Raw genomic sequence first — 16,962 nt, 5'->3', positions numbered from 1 at the left:
CGGGCCCGCGCCGGAGAGCCGGCGCAGCCCGCAGCCGGGTGCGGCCCCGCCCGGCCCGCCCCGTTTTTGCCGCGCTCCCCCGGGTAGGCGAGGACCATCCGTCCGACGCCCGCGGAGCCGGTCCGTCCGGGGAGCGGTGCCCTGCCGGCGCCGTCCGCGGAATCCGCCGCTGCCGGAGCCGCGCGGGTCGCGCGAGCGGTGACCGCCCCGGCCGGCGGCGCGGCCCCGCCGCCCCGCGCGGCGCGCACGCCGGGGACGGGACACACTGGCCGCACGCCGCCGGGGAGGCTCACGAGGGCATGGAAGCTCATCTGCGCCGCTCGCTCTGGGCCCGGACGCTGGTCCGGGCCGTGGCCGTGCTGAGCCTGACCGTGCTGGCGGCGGCCGCCGTGGTCCGCAGCACCGTGCTCGACACCGGTTTCTACGACCGGGTGCTCGACGAGGAGCACGCCTACCAGCGGACCTACGACGAGGTCCTGGTGGGCCCGCAGACCGCCCCGGTCGTCCGCGACCTGCTGGGCAGGCTGCCGGTGCCCGCGTCCACCGTCACCGCGAACCTCAAGCTCGTCATCCCGCCGGAGACGCTGCGGGCCATGGGGGACCAGCAGATCGCGGCGCTGATCGCGTACCTGGAGGGACGGCGCGACCGGCTGCGGCTCACGGTGGACCTCTCCCCGGTCGTGGCCAACATCTCCCGCCTCGGCCAGGTCTACTTCGCCGATGCCGTCGCGTCCCTCCAGCAGCGTCCCGAACCCGACTTCGAGGAGTTCGGCCACCGGGTGACCACGGTCGCGCGGGAACTCGCCGACGGCCGGAGCCCGCTCGCCGGGCTGCCGACGCCCGCCCTCACCCACCGGCAGACGGTGGCCGTCACGACGGTGCTGCTGCGGCTGGTGCCCGCCGGCGAGCGCCCCACCCTGCGGCCCGTCGTCGAGGCCGCGCTGGACGGCGGGGACCCGGCCTCGGCGCTGGCCGCCGTCATGCCGGTCGCGGTCTCGGACCGGGTGGAGGCCGCCGCCACGGAACTGATGCGCAGCGCGGGCGGCCGCACCTGGGTGATCAGCACCGATCTGGCGCCCACGCAGGACGTGCGGGAGCAGGCCCGGCAGGTGCGCTCCGCCACCCGCCTGTTCCAGGAGGCGGTGGAGCCGACCGCCGCCGTCCTCGCGGTCCTGGCGCTCATGCTGCTGTGGTCGGCCGCGCCGCCGCCCACCGCGCGCCGGCTCGTCCCGATGGGCTGGACACTGGCGGCCGCCGCCGCGGCGACCGCGTCGCTGACCGCCCTGGCCCACCTCGCCGTCGGCGACACCCCGTACCGGCCGCCGTCCTCCTGGCCGCCGACCGCGACCCGCCTCCTCGACGACCTCCAGACGACCGCGGTCCACCGGGTGCTGGCCACCGCGACGGTCGTCACCCTCATCCAGCTGGTCGCCGGAGCGCTGCTGGTCACCGTCGGCTGGGCCTGGCAGACCCGGCCGGCCCTCCGCGTCCCGGTCACCCCGCGGCACGGTCTGGCCCTCGCCTCCGTCGTCACCGCCACCGCGCTCGTCAGTACGGCGCTGGCCCCGGTCGCGATGACCGGCTCCGCACCCCGCATCTGCCAGGGCGACTCCCGGTGGTGCGACCTCCGCTACGACCAACTGGCCCAGCTCGCCGCGCACAACGCGATGGCCACCACGGCGAACCGCTTCATCAGCCCCGTCCAGGACCCCGACCTCGTCGGCCAGCTCAACGCCGGCGTCCGCACGCTGCTCGTCGACACCCACCACTGGGAGCGGCCCGCGGAGATCACGGGCCGCCTGAACACCTCCGAGTTCTCCCCCGAGCTGCGCGCCCAGCTCACCCGGGTGCTGCGGCGGGTCGATCCCCACCGCCCGGGCTCGTGGCTGTGCCACTCCGTGTGCGGTGCCGGCGCGCTCGAACTGGTCGACACGCTCCGCCGGCTCGGGGACTGGCTGCACACGCACCCCACGGAGATCGTGACCCTGATCGTCCAGGACGCGATCACCCCGCAGGAGACGGCCGCCGCCTTCGAACAGGCCGGACTCGCCGACCTGCTGTACTCCCCCGACCCCGACCCGGCACGGCCCTGGCCCCGGCTCGGGGACATGATCGACAGCGGCCGGCGGCTGGTCGTCTTCGCCCAGCGGGCCGACGGCCCGGCCCCGTGGTACCGGAACTTCTACCGGTACGGCATGGAGACGCCGTTCGCCGTCCGCTCCCCCGCCGACATGACCTGCGCCCCGAACCGCGGCGGCACCGGCAAGCGGCTGTTCCTGCTCAACCACTTCGTCACCGACACCGGCGGCCGGCGCCTGTACGCGGGCTCCGTCAACTCCTTTTCCACGGTGCTGGAACGCGCCCACCGCTGCGAGCGGGAACGCGGCAGCCCGGTCAACTTCGTCGCGGTCGACTACGCGACCCTCGGCGACGCCCACGGCGCCGTGGAGGCGCTCAACGCCGAGCGGGTCCAGGCCAAGTCGGCCGGCACCCGGATACTGACGGCCCGGTGAGCGGGCGCCGGACCGCACGGCGTCCGCCGGCGGAGGCCGGCCGGCCCGCAGGACGATGCCCGTAAGGACGGGTGCGAGCCGGCCCGCCCGGACGCCGCTGCACGCGCCCGGCGCCCGATCCCGGTCCGCGGCCGAGCCCCACGTGCGCTCCGGACCGGGACTGCCGCCGGCACACGATCGCCCTCGACGACCGTGCACGGCGGTCCCGCGGACCGGCCGCGGGCCACAGGGCACCCCCGGGCACGCTCACCGGGACGACGCGGGCCGCTCCGCCGCCATCCCCAGACGTGCCTGTTCCTCCTCGACGATGCGCCGTGCCAGCTCGCTGTCCGACACGTCGACCGCGTCCGGGGTCGCTTCGGCCACGGCGCTGCGGCGGGCGTAGACGTCGAACAGGCGCGTCTTGGCCTCCAGCATCCTCACCATGCGTTCGTCCACCCCTCCGGTGGCGAGGAGACGGTGCACGCGCACCGGCCTGACCTGGCCCATGCGGTGGGCCCGGGCCACCGCCTGATGTTCGATGGTCGGCTTGATCTGGGGTTCGCAGAGGACGACGACGGAGGCGGCCTGCAGGTTGAGGCCGACGCCCGCTGCCTGGATCTGCCCCAGGAACACCGCCGGGCCCCGGACACCGGCGAAGTCGTCGACGATGTCCTGGCGACGCTGGGCCGGGACGGCGCCGGACAGCGGACCGAACAACGGAGTGGCCCCGGAGGTTCCGGCCGCGAGGACCTCCTTCACCACGCCCAGGACGTCCTTGAAGTTGGAGAAGACCACCGTCTTCTGCCCGTTCTCGCCGGCCTCCTGAACGATCTCCCGCAGCCGGTCCAGCTTGGCCGACTTCTCGGGGCGCATGTACGCGGCCCTGCGCATCGCCATGAAGTTGCCCGTGCGCACGGCCTCGCGGTACGCCTCCTCGTCCGAGGCGCTCAACTCCTCCCACTCGTCGGTGTGCTGGAGGCTCGGGAGTTCCGTGAGCACGTCCTCCTGGTTGCGCCGCAGGTAGACGGGGGCCACGGCCTTGCGGAAGGCGACCGACCCGACCAGCGCGTCGTGCCCACCGAGGTCCGCCGCGACGCCGTCGTCGAGCATCCGGACCAGGTTGCGGAACTCCGCGACCCGGTTCTCCATCGGGGTTCCGGTCATGAAGAGGCTGCGCTCACACCGCTGCGTCCACTGGGCGACCGACTGAGACCGCTTGGCCTTCGGGTTCTTCACGGCGTGCGCTTCGTCGACGACGAGGAGTCCGACCTCCCCACCGCCCGGCACCGGGAATCCGCGCAGCGCGTCGAACGTGGTCACCCCGACCCCGCCCCGGCCCTTCCAGTCGGCGAACGCGTCGTGCCGGTCCGGGCCGTGGAGCACCATGACGCGCAGGGCGCTGCGGGCCTCGATCTCCCGCGTCCAGTTCACGATGACGCTCGCCGGGCAGACGACCATGAAGTGGCTCTGCCCCTCGGCGGCCAGGTGGGCCAGGACGGCGATGGCCTGGATGGTCTTCCCGAGGCCCATCTCGTCGCCGAGTATCACCTTGCGCTGGGCGAGCGCGAACCGCGCGCCGAACGCCTGGTAGCCGCGCAGGGAGACCCGCCGGTGCGTGTCGTCGAGATCCTGGGTCCGTACCCGCTCCGCGATCTCGTCCGACAGAAAGCCCTCTCCGGCAGCCGCGTCCGTCGGCCGCCCGGAGATCTCGGCGAGCAGGCTGTAGTACTCGGCGGAGCGGAGCTCGAAGTCCACCCAGGCCGCGACGTCGGACGAGGTCCCGCGGAGCAGGTCCACCGACGCCTGGGCGAGCAGTTCCGGCAGGGCGCCCCGCTCCGCCTCGTCCACCAGGGCCCGGATCTCGACGACGGCCGCCTCCGCGCGCGCCTTCCTCTCCCGGCCGGCGAGCAGCATCCGGACCCTTCCGGCGGCCGGCCCGGCGTCGGCCAGCAGCGGGCCGAGGCGTTCCGCCAGGACGGTGGCCTTGTCCACCGCACGCCGGGCGTCCGGACCGGCCTCCACCAGGACGTGCAGGGCGCTGATGAGCGCGGTGGTGCGCGGTTCCGGCCGGTCCACGTCGATGTGGACGGCCACCGTCTCGTGCACGGCGTCGGAGAGCCTGCGGGCGGCGGCGAGCAACTGGTCGGCGGTGAGCTGCCCGACACCGGGAATCTGCCGCAGCCGGTAGGGGCCCGCTTCGAGGACACTGCCCAGGGTGCGCAGTCCGCTCCTCTCGACGCTCCCCAGCCGCAGCCGGCCCTCGGTGACGTCCTGGAGCCGGGTGACGGGAATGGCGTCGAGCTCCTGCTTCACCGCCGCGTCGTGGATCGGCCTCAGTGCCGCCCGTACCGCCTCCACGGCCCTTCCGTGGTCGCCGACCACGGCCCGCGCCGCCTTGTGCAGCCGCGTTCCCCTCGCGACCGCGTCCCGCTCTCCACGCCCCACGCTTCCCCCCCGCTCTCCGGCCCTCCGGGCATCCTCCCACCGCCCGCACCCGGGCCTCGACGAGCGCCCCGGGCGCCGCATCGATCGCGCACGTGTGTCCGCGCAACCCGGCGTTCACCAGCACCTCCGAGGCCGCCCTCGCCTCCTCGCCACCGATCGGGACGACTCTCGGCCCGGAAGGCACCCGCTTCAGGCGGGATGTGTTCGTACGGGAAAGGACGGCTTCGACTGGCGCCAGGTCACCCGGCACACGGTGCAGCGGGAACCTCACCACACGGCTCTGGCCTGCGGACATACAGGCGCATTCCAGCACGGGAGCCGCGACGAACGGTATGCCTGCGCCGATGATGGATCAGCGGCACAGCGTCCCTCTTGACGGCCGCAATCACTAGAGTTGGCTCATGACCGCACTGCCCGACTGGATGCGCCCGCCGCGCGCGGAAGGCTGGTTCGCGGAGGACCTCGACCGCCTCCCCGAGGCACCCCGCCACACCGAGCTGATCGACGGAGCCCTCGTCTTCATGATGTCGCCCCAGCGGTCCTGACATGGCCGTCTCGTCACCGCCCTGACCACCACGCTCATGGCGCAGGCGCCGGCCGGATTCGAGGTCGAGCGGGACATGACGATCCGCCTCGACGCCCGCAACCGTCCCGAGCCGGACCTCTTGCTGACGGAGCTGCCCTACGATCCGGACCGGACCTGGTACGCCCCGGAGGACGTGGAGCTCGTCGTGGAGGCCGTGTCACCCGAGTCCGCCCATCGCGATCGCACGGTCAAACTCCGCAAGTACGCGGAGGCCGGCATCCCGCACTACTGGTGCATCGAGGACGAGGGTGGCGCACCCGTCGTCCACGTCTACGAACTCGACGAACCGACCGGCTTCTACGCGCCTGCCGGCATCTTCCGGGGCGCCCTCCAGCGCCCGGTGCCCTTCGAGATCAGCCTGGACCTCGACAAGCTCACACCGCCACGCAGCCACTGAGTAGTCGGCACCAAGTCAGCACGGGAACGCGGAAGGGGTCGGACTCGCCGGAGTCCGACCCCTTCTGGCCTGCAATTTTGACGAGCCATTAACATGCAGTAGCGAGATCGCTACACATTGAAGCGGAATGTCTGCGGACTGATCCTGACCTGCGGCGGAGCCTCGTCCAGGGCTCTGACCTGGGACTTCGAGGTTGGTATGCGTTGGCTCCCGACGGTCGTTTACGGGTGTCCTGCGGACTGGCTGCGGACTGGCCGGGTGTGCCGCGGTGAGAAATCCATGGCAGACCGGCGGGGCCTGCAAGGAGATTGCGCAGGTGAGCGACTCCTGCTGCGGAGCCTCGTGCCGGGCGCCACGCCCGGCTCGTACGAGATCTGGCCGATCCGCTTCCGGGAGGACGACGGGGTCCGTTTCCGTCAGCTGGCCACGGGCAGCGGAGCGAGCAACGAATCGGGCATGCTGCGACTGCGCCTATTCCACACCGTCATCGTGACTGACTCGGCAGTCCGCGAGATGATCTCAGCGCGTGTACGGATCAGCCAGCGACAGCGGCGTCCGAGCCGCTTCCAGGGCCGCCCCCGGAAAGGCGGGGCCGGCTGTGTAGAAGCGGGCACGGGTACGGCCGACCGGTGTCAGGACCTCGCCTGCGACCAGGTCCCGCAGGTCACGTTGGGCCCGCTGCAGACTCAGGTCCTCCGCTCGTTCGTAGCGTGTACGGCGCACGCGCCCGGACATCGCCACGTCGTGCAGCGCGGAAACCACCCTCTCTTCCAGTCCCCGGACCTCCGCGAACTCACCCAGCAGCAGCCACACCCGACTCGAACGATCCAGGCGATTGCGTACGGTCTGCGCCTGCTGGTGGTACGCGGTGAGGTTGAAGCGGACCCAATCGGAGACGTCCTGGTCGGGGCGGTAGGTGGCCCCCCGACGCTGCAGCTCGCGGTAGTACTCCCAAGTATTGCCGGGGCGCCCCAGCCAAGCCTCGATCGAGGAGAACTCGGGGGCCAGTTCTCCCTGTCTCGCGATCATGAGCGTTTGGAGGGACCGGGACATGCGGCCGTTGCCATCCGCCCACGGGTGGATGGCAACAAGGTGCAGATGCGCCATGGCGGCCCGCACCAGCGGATGGGTGCCATCGTCCGTGTTCAGCCACTCGACCAGTTCACCCGTCAGCGCAGGCACCTCGGCCGCGCCCGGTGCCGTATATGCCGCGATGCTGGGGTCGCGGGCGTCCGTCACATACACCGGTCCGCGGCGCCACTGCCCGGCCGGCTTCCGCGGGGTGTGCCGGTGTCCCTGCAGCATCCAGTGGAGCGCGTTGAGCAACTCCTTGCCGTATCGGAAGTCCGCGACATCGTGCAGCGTCTGGATATAGGTCATCATCCGCTGATAAGCCAGCGTCTCCTCACGATCCTCCTCGGAGACGTCGACATCCCGCTCGCCCTCCAGAAGATCCTCAACATCGACCGTGGACACCTTGAAGCCCTCGATCGAGTTGGAGGCCGCCACCGCATCCGCGGTCAAGAACTTGCGCAGCCCTTCGGTCCACTTCGCCGGAGTGGACCGAACCTGGAGACGCAACGAGCGGCGGAGATCTTCGATCTCACCGAGAACACGCTGATCCTCGGCATTGAGAGCAGGCGTGGGGAAGAGCATGCTCCTCACTCTAGAGTGACGTAAACATTACGTCAATGCGTCAGAATCCATCGGCACCTCGACGCCGAGCTACCGCGGTCCACATGCACCATGCAGCCGGGTCAGGTCGAACCGTTCTGCGGACTGTTGCGGACAGCACAACGACCTGACCCGCGTTCTCGCAGGTCAGGTCGCTTATGGTGATGCGATCAGACGTTGAAGCGGAACTCCACCACATCCCCGTCCTGCATCACGTACTCCTTGCCCTCCATGCGGGCCTTGCCCTTGGAGCGGGCCTCGGCGACCGAGCCGGTGTCGACCAGGTCGGCGAAGGAGATGACCTCGGCCTTGATGAAGCCCTTCTGGAAGTCGGTGTGGATCACACCGGCCGCCTCGGGGGCCGTCGCACCCTTCTTGATGGTCCAGGCGCGGGACTCCTTCGGACCGGCCGTCAGGTAGGTCTGGAGACCGAGGGTGTTGAAGCCGACGCGCGCCAGGGTCGCGAGGCCGGGCTCCTCGGCGCCCACCGACTCCAGGAGCTCCAGGGCGTCCTCCTCGTCCAGCTCGGCGAGGTCCTGCTCCAGCTTGGCGTTGAGGAAGATCGCCTCGGCGGGGGCGACCAGGGCGCTCTGCTCGGCCTTGAAGGCGTCGTCCGTCAGCTCGTCCTCGTCGACGTTGAAGACGTACAGGAACGGCTTCGTCGTGAGGAGGTGCAGGTCGTGGAGGAGTTCCTCGTTGCCGGAGCCCTGGACGATGCCCGCGGAGAAGAGGGTGTCGCCCTTCTCCAGGATCTCCTTGGCCGCCTCGACCGCCGCGACCTTCGGAGCGATGTCCTTCTTGATGCGCGACTCCTTCTGAAGGCGCGGCAGGACCTTCTCGATCGTCTGGAGGTCGGCGAGGATCAGCTCGGTGTTGATCGTCTCGATGTCGTCCTTGGGCGAGACCTTGCCGTCGACGTGCACGACGTTCTCGTCCTTGAAGGCACGGATGACCTGGCAGATCGCGTCCGACTCGCGGATGTTCGCGAGGAACTTGTTGCCCAGGCCCTCGCCCTCGCTGGCTCCGCGCACGATGCCCGCGATGTCGACGAAGTCGACCGTCGCCGGCAGGACCCGCTGCGAGGAGAAGATCTCGGCCAACTTGGTCAACCGGGGGTCGGGGACGCCGACCACGCCGACGTTGGGCTCGATCGTGGCGAACGGGTAGTTGGCCGCGAGCACGTCGTTCTTGGTCAGGGCGTTGAACAGGGTCGACTTGCCGACATTGGGCAGACCGACGATTCCGATCGTGAGCGACACGTTGCGACTTCCCGTACGAGAGGATGGGCGAGGGGCCCTCGGAGAGCGCGGGCCGATCCACCAGTCTACGGCGTGCCCGGACACCCGCCCGCGAGGTATCGAACGCTTGGCCAAGGTCTTTCCATGACCGCGCCTTCGACCGGTCTCCGGCGTGTCTGACGAGCCGTTCCACACATAAAACGACCTAAGTTGGTCCGGTGGAGCAACACAGGACGCGCGCCCCTCACTACAGACCGCGACGCGGGACGCCGGTTCCGGCTCAGGCCGGGCGGGCCACGTCCGCCGGCGTCGGGCGGGGCGCCCAGGCGGCCCGCGGGCCCGCGGGGGCGGGTACGCGGACGACGCCGCGGCTGCCCAACCCCCGGCTCACCGGGCTCGGCAGCGGGCTGTTCTGCGGAGCCTCGATGCTGGCGTTCGCCGGGCTGGACGCGCTCCTCTTCGGGGGGTCCCAGACGGCGTACGGGGTGCTGTTCCTCCCGGTGTGCCTGCTGACCGGCCTGTGGGTCCGGCCCGGCGACCTGGTCACCGCCCCCGTGGTCGCGCCCATCGCCTTCACGCTCGGGCTGCTGCCCCTGGCCGGGGGGAGCGACGGCGGGATCAGCGGCCGGTTCATGGGGCTGGTGACGGCCCTCGCCCTCCAGGCGGGCTGGCTGTACGGCGGCACGCTGCTCGCGGGCCTCGTGGTGCTGGCGCGCCGGGTGCGGCTGATGGCCCGCCGCGCCGCCCGGCGCAGGGCGCAGGCCGCGCAGGCCGCGCAGGCCGGATTGGCGGGGGCGTCGGCTGCGGTGCCGGTGGCCGGCGGCCCGGCGGCGCGGAAGGGGAAGACCCGGACGCCTCCGCCGCCGCGCGGGCCGCAAACGGGCCGGCCGAGCGGCTGACCGGACCGGCCGGCGCAACGCGAGCCTCCGTGGGCCGAGGCGACCGCCGAACCGCGACACGGTGAGGCGACCGCCGAACCCCGGGACACCCACCCGGCCGCGCGATCGCCCGGCTCGGAGGCGCCGCACCAGCGCCGGCCGCCGGAAACGGGGGCGTGCCGAGCCTGCGGCACAACGGGCCAAGGCTCCGAAGCAGGGTGGCGCGCCAAGCCCGCAGCGCGACGGGCCGGCGGGCCGGAGCCGTCCGGCGCGCGGGCCTCGGAGCGCTACCGCGCAACCGTCGCCGCCCGCATGGCGGCTCCGACGATCCCCGCGTTGTTCTGCAACTGCGCCGGGACGATCTCCGCGGTGATGCCCTCGATCAGCGGCAGGAACTTGTCGGCCTTGCGGCTGACGCCGCCGCCGACGATGAACAGCTCGGGCGAGAAGAGCATCTCGACGTGCGCGAGGTACTTCGTGACGCGGCGCGCCCAGTGCTCCCAGGTCAGGTCGTGGTCTTCCTTGGCCTTCGTGGACGCCTTCTTCTCGGCGTCGTGCCCGTTCAGCTCCAGGTGGCCCAGCTCGGTGTTCGGGACCAGCTCGCCGTCGACGAACAGGGCGCTGCCGATGCCCGTGCCGAACGTGAGGAGGATGACGGTGCCGCTGCGGCCCTTGCCGGCGCCGAACTGCATCTCGGCGACCCCCGCGGCGTCCGCGTCGTTCAGCACGGTCACCGGCAGGCCGCCGATCCGTTCGCCGAGCAGGGCGCCCGCGTCGGTGTCGATCCAGGACTTGTCGACATTGGCGGCCGTGCGGATCGTGGAACCGCCGGTGACGACGCCGGGGAAGGTGATGCCCACGGGGCCGGACCAGCCGAAGTGGCCGACGACCTCCTTGACGCCGTCCGCCACCGCGTCGGGCGTCGCCGGGTGCGGGGTGAGCACCTTGCAGCGCTCCTCCGCGAGGTCTCCGCGGTCAAGGTCCACGGGGGCACCCTTGATGCCGGATCCGCCAATGTCCACACCGAAGATCTGCATGGCCCTACGTTACGTCGTAGGACTGACGGTCACTTCCCTGCCGTGCCGCCGGTGCGCTCGGCCACCAGGGCGGCCGCCTCGGCGCGCAGGTCGCGGCGCAGTTCCTTGGGCAGGGAGAAGGTGATGGACTCCTCGGCGGCCTTGACGATCTCCACGTCCTCGAAGCCGTGCCGGGTCAGCCATTCCAGGACCTGCTCGACGAGCACGTCCGGGACGGAGGCGCCGGAGGTGACGCCGACCGTGGTCACACCCTCCAGCCACGCCTCGTCGATCTCGTCGGCGTAGTCCACCAGGCGGGCGTCGCGGGCACCGGCGAGCTTGGCGACCTCGACCAGGCGCACCGAGTTGGAGGAGTTGCGCGAGCCGACCACGATCACCAGGTCGGCCTCGGCGCCCATCTGCTTCACGGCGAGCTGGCGGTTCTGCGTGGCGTAGCAGATGTCGTCGCTCGGCGGGGAGATGAGCTGCGGGAACTTCTCCTTGAGGGCGTCCACCGTCTCCATGGTCTCGTCGACGGAGAGGGTCGTCTGGGAGAGCCACACGACCTTGGAGGGGTCGCGGACCTCGACCTTGGAGACGTCCTCGGGGCCGTCGACGAGGGTGATGTGGTCGGGCGCCTCGCCGGAGGTGCCGATGACCTCCTCGTGGCCCTCGTGGCCGATGAGGAGGATGTCGAAGTCGTCCTCGGCGAACCGGACGGCCTCCTTGTGGACCTTGGTGACCAGCGGGCACGTGGCGTCGATGGTGGCGAGCTTGCCGGCGGCGGCCTCGTCGTGGACGACGGGGGCCACGCCGTGCGCCGAGAACATGACGATGGAGCCCTCGGGGACCTCCGCCGTCTGCTCGACGAAGATCGCGCCCTTCTTCTCCAGGGTCTGCACGACGTACTTGTTGTGCACGATCTCGTGACGGACGTAGATCGGGGCCCCGTACTGCTCCAGGGCCTTCTCGACGGCGATCACGGCACGGTCCACGCCCGCGCAGTAGCCCCTGGGGGCGGCGAGCAGGACACGGCGGCCAGTCGAAGCAGTCATGGCACCCATCGTAAGGCCGTACCCGGCGCGTCGATGATCGCCTCCACGGGGTGAACGGGGGCGGGAGCGGTGGGCCCGTCCCGGGAAGCGGCCGGGCGGTAGGGCGGCCCGGCCGGTGATGGGCCGTGCCCTCCTGTTCCCGCGGCGCGGCGGGAACGGCGGGAACGCGGCGCGGCGCATCGGCGGGGCGGGCATCAGGGCATCCGCGGGAACGGGGAGCAGGGCACGTGCATCCGCGAGGCGGGAGCGGCGCGTCCGCGGGGACGGGGAGCGGCGCACCGGGGGGACGGGGAGGCGGGCCCCGCTCCGGTCGGGCGGCGGAGCCGGGCCGGCCGCCTCCCGGACGGGCGCGGTGATGTCGGCGCGGACCACTACGCTCGGGCGCATGGCTCTCAACACGTCCGCGGACGCTCCGCTGCCCGTCGGAGAGGTGTCACGGCTCATCGGGGGATGGATCGACCGGCTCGGCGCGGTCTGGGTCGAGGGACAGATCACCCAGTTGTCGCGGCGTCCCGGCGCGGGCGTCGTCTTCCTGACGCTGCGCGACCCGTCGTACGACATCTCGGTGAGCGTGACCTGCTACCGGCAGGTGTTCGACGCGGTCGCCGACGTGGTGGGCGAGGGCGCCCGGGTCGTGGTGCAGGCGAAGCCGGAGTGGTACGCGCCGCGGGGCCAGCTGTCGCTGCGGGCGACCGCGATCAAGCCGGTCGGGGTGGGCGAGCTGCTCGCCCGGCTGGAGCAGCTGAAGAAGGCGCTGGCGGCCGAGGGGCTGTTCGCGGCCGACCGGAAGAAGCCGCTGCCGTTCCTGCCGCAGCTCATCGGGCTGGTCTGCGGGCGCGCGTCGGCGGCCGAGCGGGATGTGCTGGAGAACGCGCGGCACCGCTGGCCCGCCGTCCGCTTCGAGGTGCGCAACGTCCCGGTGCAGGGCGTCCACGCCGTGCCGCAGGTCGTCCAGGCGGTCCAGGAGCTGGACGCGCGGGACGACGTGGACGTGATCGTCGTGGCGCGTGGCGGCGGCAGCGTGGAGGACCTGCTGCCGTTCTCCGACGAACAACTCGTGCGCGCGGTGGCGGCCTGCCGGACGCCGGTGGTGTCGGCCATCGGGCACGAGCCGGACAACCCGCTGCTGGACCACGTGGCGGACCTGCGGGCCTCCACCCCGACGGACGCCGCCAAGAAGGTCGTGCCGGACGTGGGCGAGGAGTACGAGCGGGTGCGGCTGCTGCGGGACCGGGCCCGGCGCAGTGTGCTGTCGTTCGTCGACCGGGAGGAGCGCGGGCTGGCGCACGCGCTGGCCCGGCCCTCGATGGAGGACCCGCACCGGATGATCGACGAGCGGGCGGACCGGGTGGCGGCGGTGCTGGAGCGGGGCAGGCGCACGCTCGGGCATCTGCTGGACCGCGCGGACTCGGAGCTGGCGCACACCCGCGCGCGCGTGGTGGCCCTCTCTCCGGCGGCGACCCTCCGGCGGGGGTACGCGGTGCTCCAGAAGGCCGACGGGCACGTGGTCCGGGACCCGGCCGAGGTAGCGGCGGACGAGACGCTGCGGGCGCGGGTCGCCGAGGGTGAACTGACGGTTCGAGTCGATGCATAGGGTGGGCGCATGACCGGCAAGGTGGACGAGGCGCTCGGGTACGAGCAGGCACGGGACGAGCTGATCGAGGTCGTACGCCGCCTGGAGGCGGGCGGTACGAGCCTGGAGGAGTCCCTGGCGCTCTGGGAGCGGGGCGAGGAGCTGGCCAAGGTGTGCCGGCGCTGGCTGGAGGGCGCGCGGGCCCGGCTGGACGCGGCCCTCGCCGAGGAGGAGCCGGAGGGCGAGCGGGAGGCGGCCGAGGACGCCTGATCCCGGCCCGCACGACACCCCGTAGGTGACGAGGGGCGGTTCCCCGCGGGGCCGTCCCTCCGCTCGTGGGCGCCACCTCCCGAGCCGCGACCGGAGCCGCCGCCCGAGGGCGGCACGCTTTTCTCCGGGCCCGTGCGCCCGGCCCCAGCCGCCGCCGGGCGTATCGGCATCTTCCCAGGGGAGAGGGCTGACCTCCCCCGAGGGAACGCGCCGCGTGGCGCGACGGCGCGTCCCGGAGAATCCGGCGCCGCCGTCCCTCCCGTACCCGTCCCTCCCGTACCCCGCGTGCCCGCGGCCCGTGGCGTCCGAGCGCGCCGGCGCGCCGTGCACCGCGCTCACGAAAGCCCCTCCCGCCGCCGTCTCGGATCACGACGGCCAGGGCGTCCGGACCTCCGCCCCCAGGACGTCCGACATCTCGGTCACCCCGGCTCCCGGCTCCCGGCTCCCGGCTCCCGGCTCCCGGCTCCCGGCTCCCGGCTCCCGGCTCCCGGCTCCCGGCTCCCGGCTCCCGGCTCCCGGCGGCATCCTCGCGTCCCGGCGGGTCCGGTGAACGCGTCCTCACGCTGTGAAGCGGATCACCTCACCCCGCTTTTGGTTGAACTTTAAACCTCTGCGTCGTACTGTCGGTGATGCCAGCCGATCCCCCACGGATCCACCGCACGTACCGAGAAGGTTGCTCATGTCTCTCGTCCTTGACCCCACCGCCCAGGACCTGCTGTTCCGCGAGGCCCGCACCGCGAACACCTTCACCGACGAGCCGGTGACCGACGAGCAGGTGCAGGCGATCTACGACCTGGTCAAGTTCGGCCCGACCGCCTTCAACCAGTCGCCGCTGCGCATCACCCTGGTGCGTTCCCCCGAGGCCCGGGAGCGTCTCGTGCGGCACCTCGCCGAGGGCAACCAGGCGAAGACCGCCGCCGCGCCGCTGGTCGCGATCCTCTCCGCCGACAACGAGTTCCACGAGGAGCTGCCGGCCCTGCTGCCGCACTTCCCGGCCGCCAAGGACATGTTCTTCTCCGAGCGCCCGGCCCGGGAGAGCGCCGCCCTGCTGAACGCCGCGCTTCAGGCCGCCTACTTCATCATCGGCGTCCGCGCCGCCGGCCTGGCCGCCGGCCCGATGACGGGCGCCGACTTCGCGGGCATCCAGAAGGAGTTCCTGGACGACGACCACACCCCGCTGATGGTCGTCAACATCGGCAAGCCGGGCGAGGACGCCTGGTTCCCGCGCTCCCCGCGCCTGGAGCTCGACCAGGTCGTCACGACCGTCTGACCCGCCGGGCCGCCGGACAACCCCCGGCGCCACCCGCAGGACGGAAGGGCCCCCGGCACCGCGTGCCGGGGGCCCTTCCGTCGTACCCGAGAGCCAGTGCCGCGCCCTGGGGGCACGGCGCTGACTGTCACCACTCCTAGGCGGTCTTCAGGGAGCGCGCCATCTCGGCCAGCGCGTCGAACGACGCGGTGCCGGTCACCACCGTCGTGGCGCCGTCCCCCTTGAGGACGAGGGCGTCGTAGTGGTCGCCCTCGTAGCGCTGCCAGGTCCGGTCGCCGATGCGCTCGGTGGCCTTCGTGGCCTTGGCGCCCTGACTGGCCGAATCGATGAAGACGGCCGCACGCTGAGTGGACTGCTCGACCGCCACGTACTGACCGTCGGGGTCCTGGAAGCCGAGGTGCCAGACATCGAACTCGCTGCCGTCGTACCGCACCGAGGTGGCCTTCCACTCCGCCGGGAGCCCGCTGGGCGCCGCGACGGGGTAGCTCGCCGCGCGGCGCGCGGTCAGCAGTTCCACGCTGTAGTCGACGCGCTTGAGATCGGGCGCGGAGTCGTCGTGCGGGATGAAGATGTAGATGACGCCCGCCATGAGCCCGATGAGGGCCAGGGAGAGAATCATGTCCCGGACCGACTGCTTGCCTTTCGTACCTGCCACGCCCCTATCGTCGCAGGTGCCCTGCCCTGCTCATCCGTGGGCCCCCCTGCTCATTTTGTCGGCCTGGCGATAGAGTCGGGGGACCACCCTCATCCGGCCGTCGTCGTATCAGAAAGGTGCGTCTCGATGACCGAGCATCATCTGCCGTCCGAACTCGAAGTCCCGTCGGAGGCCCCCGACCGCAACCTCGCCCTCGAACTCGTCCGCGTCACCGAGGCCGCCGCGATGGCCGCGGGCCGCTGGGTGGGCCGCGGCGACAAGAACGGCGCCGACGGCGCCGCCGTCCGCGCCATGCGCACCCTCGTCTCCACCGTGTCGATGAACGGCGTGGTCGTCATCGGCGAGGGGGAGAAGGACGAGGCCCCGATGCTCTTCAACGGAGAGCAGGTGGGCGACGGGAGCGGCCCCGAGTGCGACATCGCCGTCGACCCGATCGACGGGACGACGTTGACCGCCAAGGGCATGACCAACGCGATCGCGGTGCTGGCCGCCGCCGACCGCGGGACCATGTTCGACCCGTCGGCCGTCTTCTACATGGACAAGCTGGTCACCGGACCGGAGGCCGCCGACTTCGTCGACATCAACGCCCCGGTGTCGGTCAACATCCGCCGTGTCGCCAAGGCCAAGCGCGTCACCCCCGAGGACGTCACCGTCGTCATCCTCGACCGGCCCCGCCACGACGGCATCATCAAGGAGATCCGGGAGACCGGCGCGCGCATCAAGCTGATCTCCGACGGCGACGTCGCGGGCTCGATCCTGGCGCTGCGCGAGGGCACCGGCATCGACCTGCTGCTCGGCATCGGCGGCACCCCCGAGGGCATCATCTCGGCGTGCGCCGTCAAGTGCCTGGGCGGCACCATCCAGGGCAAGCTGTGGCCGAAGGACGACGAGGAGCGGCAGCGGGCGGTCGACGCCGGGCACGACCTCGACCGCGTCCTCGGCACGAGCGACCTGGTGGCCGGCGAGAACGTCTTCTTCGTCGCCACCGGCATCACCGACGGCGAGCTGCTGCGCGGGGTGCGCTACCGCCCCGAGACCGCGACGACCGAGTCGATCGTGATGCGGTCCAAGTCCGGGACGGTCCGCCAGATCACCTCGGAGCACCGGCTCAGCAAGCTGCGCGCGTACAGCGCGATCGACTTCGACCGCGCCAAGTAGGAGTCGCGACACGACGTCTTCCCGGCAGGACCGTGCCGGGAAGGCGTCGTGACGGCGGAACGAGGCGCCCCTTGTGCGGAGGGGCGCCTCCTCTGCTGTCACCTCGGGCGCGGACGGGTGCTGTCACCTCGGGCGCGGACGGGTGCTGTCACCTCGGGCGCGGACGGGTCGCGCCGCGGCGGGCGGGCCCGCCGGACGGCCGGGCAGACGACGTCGCCCGGATCGCCGTCGGCGTCGGCCGGCGAGACCCCT

At 72.1% G+C, this 16,962-nt stretch carries 12 protein-coding genes and 1 pseudogene; 7 read left to right on the top strand and 6 right to left on the bottom strand.

All coding sequences use genetic code 11. From position 1 onward, the window contains the following. Window positions 1-299 precede the first annotated feature (299 nt). Window positions 300-2,513 (top strand): hypothetical protein, encoded by a 2,214-nt coding sequence (locus ACGFS9_RS26110; RefSeq protein ID WP_393256630.1) that lies wholly within the window; start codon window positions 300-302, stop codon window positions 2,511-2,513. Window positions 2,514-2,759: 246 nt separating this feature from the next. Here the strand turns inward: ACGFS9_RS26110 and ACGFS9_RS26105 are convergent, their stop codons facing one another. Further along, complete coding sequence (locus ACGFS9_RS26105) at window positions 2,760-4,940, bottom strand: DEAD/DEAH box helicase (protein WP_393256629.1); 2,181 nt, start codon at window positions 4,938-4,940, stop codon at window positions 2,760-2,762. 401 nt (window positions 4,941-5,341) lie between these two features. Between ACGFS9_RS26105 and ACGFS9_RS26100 the strand changes: the two are divergent. Beyond that, window positions 5,342-5,923, top strand: a pseudogene (locus tag ACGFS9_RS26100) (Uma2 family endonuclease). Between the two features lie 519 nt (window positions 5,924-6,442). Here ACGFS9_RS26100 and ACGFS9_RS26095 read toward each other — a convergent pair. Together ACGFS9_RS26095 and ychF are read right to left on the bottom strand one after the other, a co-directional pair. Then, window positions 6,443-7,579, bottom strand: coding sequence for a Fic family protein (locus tag ACGFS9_RS26095; protein WP_331802284.1), 1,137 nt, complete (start codon window positions 7,577-7,579; stop codon window positions 6,443-6,445). A 188-nt stretch (window positions 7,580-7,767) separates the two neighbouring features. Continuing rightward, window positions 7,768-8,856, bottom strand: a complete 1,089-nt coding sequence (gene ychF / locus ACGFS9_RS26090) for a redox-regulated ATPase YchF (protein WP_393256627.1) — start codon at window positions 8,854-8,856, stop codon at window positions 7,768-7,770. A 404-nt stretch (window positions 8,857-9,260) separates the two neighbouring features. Between ychF and ACGFS9_RS26085 the strand changes: the two genes are divergently transcribed. After that, window positions 9,261-9,734 (top strand): DUF6542 domain-containing protein, encoded by a 474-nt coding sequence (locus ACGFS9_RS26085; protein WP_393256626.1) that lies wholly within the window; start codon window positions 9,261-9,263, stop codon window positions 9,732-9,734. Window positions 9,735-10,000: 266 nt separating this feature from the next. Here ACGFS9_RS26085 and ppgK read toward each other — a convergent pair whose 3' ends face one another. Beyond that, on the bottom strand, window positions 10,001-10,750 hold the full coding sequence (gene ppgK, locus ACGFS9_RS26080) for a polyphosphate--glucose phosphotransferase (protein ID WP_393256624.1): 750 nt from the start codon (window positions 10,748-10,750) through the stop codon (window positions 10,001-10,003). 29 nt (window positions 10,751-10,779) lie between these two features. Beyond that, on the bottom strand, window positions 10,780-11,793 hold the full coding sequence (locus ACGFS9_RS26075; RefSeq protein WP_393256623.1) for a 4-hydroxy-3-methylbut-2-enyl diphosphate reductase: 1,014 nt from the start codon (window positions 11,791-11,793) through the stop codon (window positions 10,780-10,782). Between the two features lie 376 nt (window positions 11,794-12,169). Between ACGFS9_RS26075 and xseA the strand changes: the two genes are divergently transcribed. From xseA to ACGFS9_RS26060, 3 genes are all read left to right on the top strand, one after another. Further along, a complete protein-coding gene (gene xseA, locus ACGFS9_RS26070) occupies window positions 12,170-13,378 on the top strand; it encodes an exodeoxyribonuclease VII large subunit (RefSeq protein ID WP_393256622.1) in 1,209 nt (402 codons plus the stop codon). A gap of 9 nt (window positions 13,379-13,387) precedes the next feature. After that, window positions 13,388-13,627: an exodeoxyribonuclease VII small subunit gene (locus ACGFS9_RS26065; protein WP_393256621.1), complete on the top strand. Its 240-nt coding sequence runs from the start codon at window positions 13,388-13,390 to the stop codon at window positions 13,625-13,627. A 679-nt stretch (window positions 13,628-14,306) separates the two neighbouring features. Further along, window positions 14,307-14,897: a malonic semialdehyde reductase gene (locus ACGFS9_RS26060; protein WP_393256620.1), complete on the top strand. Its 591-nt coding sequence runs from the start codon at window positions 14,307-14,309 to the stop codon at window positions 14,895-14,897. Window positions 14,898-15,033: 136 nt separating this feature from the next. Here the strand turns inward: ACGFS9_RS26060 and ACGFS9_RS26055 are convergent, their stop codons facing one another. Further along, window positions 15,034-15,552 (bottom strand): DUF4245 domain-containing protein, encoded by a 519-nt coding sequence (locus ACGFS9_RS26055; protein ID WP_393256618.1) that lies wholly within the window; start codon window positions 15,550-15,552, stop codon window positions 15,034-15,036. Between the two features lie 126 nt (window positions 15,553-15,678). Between ACGFS9_RS26055 and glpX the strand changes: the two genes are divergently transcribed. Next, window positions 15,679-16,710 (top strand): class II fructose-bisphosphatase, encoded by a 1,032-nt coding sequence (glpX, locus tag ACGFS9_RS26050; protein ID WP_393256617.1) that lies wholly within the window; start codon window positions 15,679-15,681, stop codon window positions 16,708-16,710. Window positions 16,711-16,962 lie beyond the last annotated feature (252 nt).

It is taken from the genome of Streptomyces sp. NPDC048566, assembly GCF_043199735.1.
Classification (GTDB): Bacteria; Actinomycetota; Actinomycetes; order Streptomycetales; family Streptomycetaceae; genus Streptomyces.
The sequence above is the reverse complement of the archived record's forward strand: the minus strand, read 5'-3'. Positions and strand labels throughout refer to the sequence as shown.

Coding starts and splice junctions, on each gene's coding strand:
- ACGFS9_RS26110 (WP_393256630.1), top strand. CDS start 300: ATGGAAGCTCATCTGCGCCGCTCGCTCTGGGCCCGGACGCTGGTCCGG.
- ACGFS9_RS26095 (WP_331802284.1), bottom strand. CDS start 7,579: ATGCTCTTCCCCACGCCTGCTCTCAATGCCGAGGATCAGCGTGTTCTC.
- ACGFS9_RS26085 (WP_393256626.1), top strand. CDS start 9,261: ATGCTGGCGTTCGCCGGGCTGGACGCGCTCCTCTTCGGGGGGTCCCAG.
- ppgK (WP_393256624.1), bottom strand. CDS start 10,750: ATGCAGATCTTCGGTGTGGACATTGGCGGATCCGGCATCAAGGGTGCC.
- ACGFS9_RS26075 (WP_393256623.1), bottom strand. CDS start 11,793: ATGGGTGCCATGACTGCTTCGACTGGCCGCCGTGTCCTGCTCGCCGCC.
- xseA (WP_393256622.1), top strand. CDS start 12,170: ATGGCTCTCAACACGTCCGCGGACGCTCCGCTGCCCGTCGGAGAGGTG.
- ACGFS9_RS26065 (WP_393256621.1), top strand. CDS start 13,388: ATGACCGGCAAGGTGGACGAGGCGCTCGGGTACGAGCAGGCACGGGAC.
- ACGFS9_RS26060 (WP_393256620.1), top strand. CDS start 14,307: ATGTCTCTCGTCCTTGACCCCACCGCCCAGGACCTGCTGTTCCGCGAG.
- glpX (WP_393256617.1), top strand. CDS start 15,679: ATGACCGAGCATCATCTGCCGTCCGAACTCGAAGTCCCGTCGGAGGCC.